Consider the following 2,917-nt stretch of genomic DNA (forward strand, 5'->3'; position numbering starts at 1 on the left):
GCCGAACCGAAAACTTCGGAGCAGACGCGAGTCAGAGCAGCGGTCAGAGTGGTTTTACCGTGGTCAACGTGACCGATAGTTCCGACGTTGACGTGCGGTAGGGAACGATCAAATTTTTCCTTAGCCATCGATATCACCCCTCACAGAAGAAATAAGCAAACAACCCTAGCCATTAAAACAAAGGCAGATATTTTCATATCTGCCTTGTTATATGGAGCTCTTGAGCGGATTTGAACCGCTGACCTCACCCTTACCAAGGGTGTGCTCTACCAACTGAGCTACAAGAGCGTAACACTTTGCACAATCTGCAAACTTGGAGCGGGTAGCGGGAATCGAACCCGCATCATCAGCTTGGAAGGCTGAGGTTCTACCACTAAACTATACCCGCGGAGCCTGCAGCTCACGCTAAAATCTGGTGGAGGGAGAAGGATTCGAACCTTCGAAGTCGTAGACGTCAGATTTACAGTCTGATCCCTTTGGCCGCTCGGGAACCCCTCCTAATCAGGCCGGCATTCTATACTATGCCAAACCCTTGTCAAGCATTTTCTCATTTAAAAACCTGAGGTTAGCTGCTTTGACATCGCCCTACCGCTTCAACCTTTTCAGGTCTTCGCTGTGGAGCGGGCGCCATTCTATGCAAACTATTCCGCAGGTGCAACCCCCTCGCACAGCATTATTTTGTGTTTTAACTCATTGAATTCCTTGGAAAGGTTTTGCAACTGAGTATCGCCCAGGAAACGCTGGGTTTCAGGCGTGATTCGGAACCAATATGCATTGCTGGAAAGGTCTTTCGGCAAGGGCTGAGCTTTCGCACCAAGCTCACTCAGGCGCTGTTCCAGTGCCTGCGCAGTTTCAGGACGACCCGAACCACCTATATATAGACACTGCCCATCAGCCTTCGCACCTCGCGAGGCATCACCAGCCTCACTCAGCAAACGGATATCCTGCTGCGAACCACGATAAAGACTGAGAGGCGTGACGTCCTTTGCACGCAATGGAGCCTCCTGCTGATGCCAGACGTAATAAAACACATTGAGTACCAGAAGCAGGAGAAACAACCAACGCATACAAACCTCAGGACAAAGGACATGCCATAGCCAAACCTACGAACACCAAATCGGAAACAACCCGAGCCTCAGGCGCGACATCCGACACCAACTCGGCATCACCACCTGTGATGAAGACACTGAAGCTTTCACCCCAGTAGGAGCGCGCCATCTCCAACTGCGTCAATACGAATCCTCTGAGCATCAACGAACAGCCACGCTCCACTGCCTCGACCGTATTGCGCCCAGGAGCGTGACTCGCCAATGCCCGTTCCGCCGCCAGATCGCCATAGCGAATCTTTCGAGTATGCGTACGCAATTGATTGCGCATTAGCGGCATACCAGGACCAATGAAGCCTCCCAGGTGCTCACCATCCGACGAGATGAAATCAGCAGTCACCGCTGTCCCGAAATCGAGAACCAGGCAAGCCCCACCAGCCAGATGAAAACCACCGAGCATCGCCAGCCAACGATCAAGGCCTAAACGCTCGTAGTCTTCGTAACCATTTTTGACGCCGGACATTTCGCGAGCAGGTGTCGCACAGACAACGGAAATATCGAACTCACGCTTGAGAAAACCAATCAGCAAATTGGTCTCATCTTCAGTTCTCACACTGACAAGGCGGCATTTGCCGAGAGACAATTTATCGAGCGAACGAAGGCCGCTGACCAATGCCTCATCGGAGTCGACCACCCCTTCCGCGACCAGGGCACCTGCCTCGGCATCCAGCACCCGCCACTTGATAAAACTGTTTCCGCAATCAAGCTCAAGAATCATCACGCAACCTCAAGCTGAGCTCACCACCACTAAAGACTTTCTCCACGCCATCCACCTTCAGCCGTAGCGCACCTTGATTATCGATCCCCAGCACCACGCCATCTATCTGATTGACACCCGCCGTGAGAGAAACCGGCAGTCCCTGCCATAAGTGATTCGCTTCCCACTCCGCCTGAAGCGCAGAGAAACCTCCTGATTGATGACGCTGCAGATAAAGCTGCAACTGTTTGCTCAGCTCAACCACCAGAACATTGCGATCACAAGTTTTTCCCGACTCGAGCCGTATCGAGGTCCATTGCTGATCAACCTCGTCAGTGGCTTGCATGTTCACGTTAATGCCAACACCCAGCACTACATGACACACGTCTGCCGGATCTCCGACCAGTTCCAGCAAGATCCCGGCGATTTTTTTGCGCCCAGCCAAAACGTCATTGGGCCACTTCAGCCCCGCACCCGGCACCCCAAGCGCACGGAGGGTTTGCATGACCGCGAGACCGACAACAAGACTTAGTCCTTCAAGTTGACGCATCCCACCATCAATACGCAATACGAGACTGTAATAGAGGTTCTCGGCAAACGGACTTACCCATTTGCGACCTCTACGACCACGTCCGGAGATTTGCCGTTCAGCCAGTACCATAAAGGGCGCCATTTGACCCCGATCAACGGCACGCAGCGACTCTGCGTTAGTAGAGTCGATGGAGTCGAAGACACTCACAGGCCAGCCGGCAAGACTTTCCTCTATCTTGAGCGAGTCAAGCAACTCCAGTGGTGAGGCCAACTGGTAGCCTCGCCCCCGGACTTTATGTATGGATAGCCCAAGCTCAGCCTCCAGGTGTTGAAGCTGCTTCCACACTGCACTTCGACTAATTCCCAGGGCAACTCCCAGAGCCTGACCGGAATGGAATCGTCCATCCTTCAGAAGGTTCAACAACGTCAGCATGCAGGTCTCGCCTCGGAATGAGGCCCGAATAATAGCCATGCACCGAGCTGTTGCATAGAATTCAAACAACCCGCTTTCCTGCGGGCAAAACAAAACCCCAACTGCTTTCGCAATTGGGGTTTCGGAATTTAATCTTGACGATGACCTACT

4 protein-coding genes and 3 tRNA genes are annotated in these 2,917 nt (G+C 52.8%); all 7 read right to left on the bottom strand.

Annotated features, from left to right (window positions below; translation table 11 throughout):
* The coding region (locus AC1RMX_RS29625; RefSeq protein ID WP_232859055.1) for a GTP-binding protein at positions 1 to 128 on the bottom strand (128 nt) is incomplete at its 3' end.
* 84 nt (positions 129 to 212) lie between these two features.
* Positions 213 to 288 (bottom strand) — tRNA-Thr (locus tag AC1RMX_RS29630).
* A 26-nt stretch (positions 289 to 314) separates the two neighbouring features.
* A tRNA-Gly gene (locus AC1RMX_RS29635) sits at positions 315 to 388 on the bottom strand.
* Between the two features lie 25 nt (positions 389 to 413).
* A tRNA-Tyr gene (locus AC1RMX_RS29640) sits at positions 414 to 498 on the bottom strand.
* A 143-nt stretch (positions 499 to 641) separates the two neighbouring features.
* Positions 642 to 1,067 (bottom strand): hypothetical protein, encoded by a 426-nt coding sequence (locus tag AC1RMX_RS29645; protein WP_096823090.1) that lies wholly within the window; start codon positions 1,065 to 1,067, stop codon positions 642 to 644.
* Between the two features lie 7 nt (positions 1,068 to 1,074).
* A complete protein-coding gene (locus tag AC1RMX_RS29650) occupies positions 1,075 to 1,824 on the bottom strand; it encodes a pantothenate kinase (protein ID WP_102620890.1) in 750 nt (249 codons plus the stop codon).
* Positions 1,814 to 2,767 carry a bifunctional biotin--[acetyl-CoA-carboxylase] ligase/biotin operon repressor BirA gene (birA, locus tag AC1RMX_RS29655; protein WP_096823092.1) on the bottom strand — a complete coding sequence of 318 codons (954 nt, stop codon included), beginning with the start codon at positions 2,765 to 2,767 and terminating at the stop codon, positions 1,814 to 1,816. Before birA ends, AC1RMX_RS29650 begins: the two co-directional genes overlap by 11 nt.
* Positions 2,768 to 2,917 lie beyond the last annotated feature (150 nt).

Source organism: Pseudomonas sp. GW822-FHT03F04, from assembly GCF_058801405.1.

Bases quoted from the DNA above. Each gene is read 5' to 3' on its own strand.
- AC1RMX_RS29645 (WP_096823090.1), bottom strand. From the start codon at position 1,067: ATGCGTTGGTTGTTTCTCCTGCTTCTGGTACTCAATGTGTTTTATTAC.
- AC1RMX_RS29650 (WP_102620890.1), bottom strand. From the start codon at position 1,824: ATGATTCTTGAGCTTGATTGCGGAAACAGTTTTATCAAGTGGCGGGTG.
- birA (WP_096823092.1), bottom strand. From the start codon at position 2,767: ATGCTGACGTTGTTGAACCTTCTGAAGGATGGACGATTCCATTCCGGT.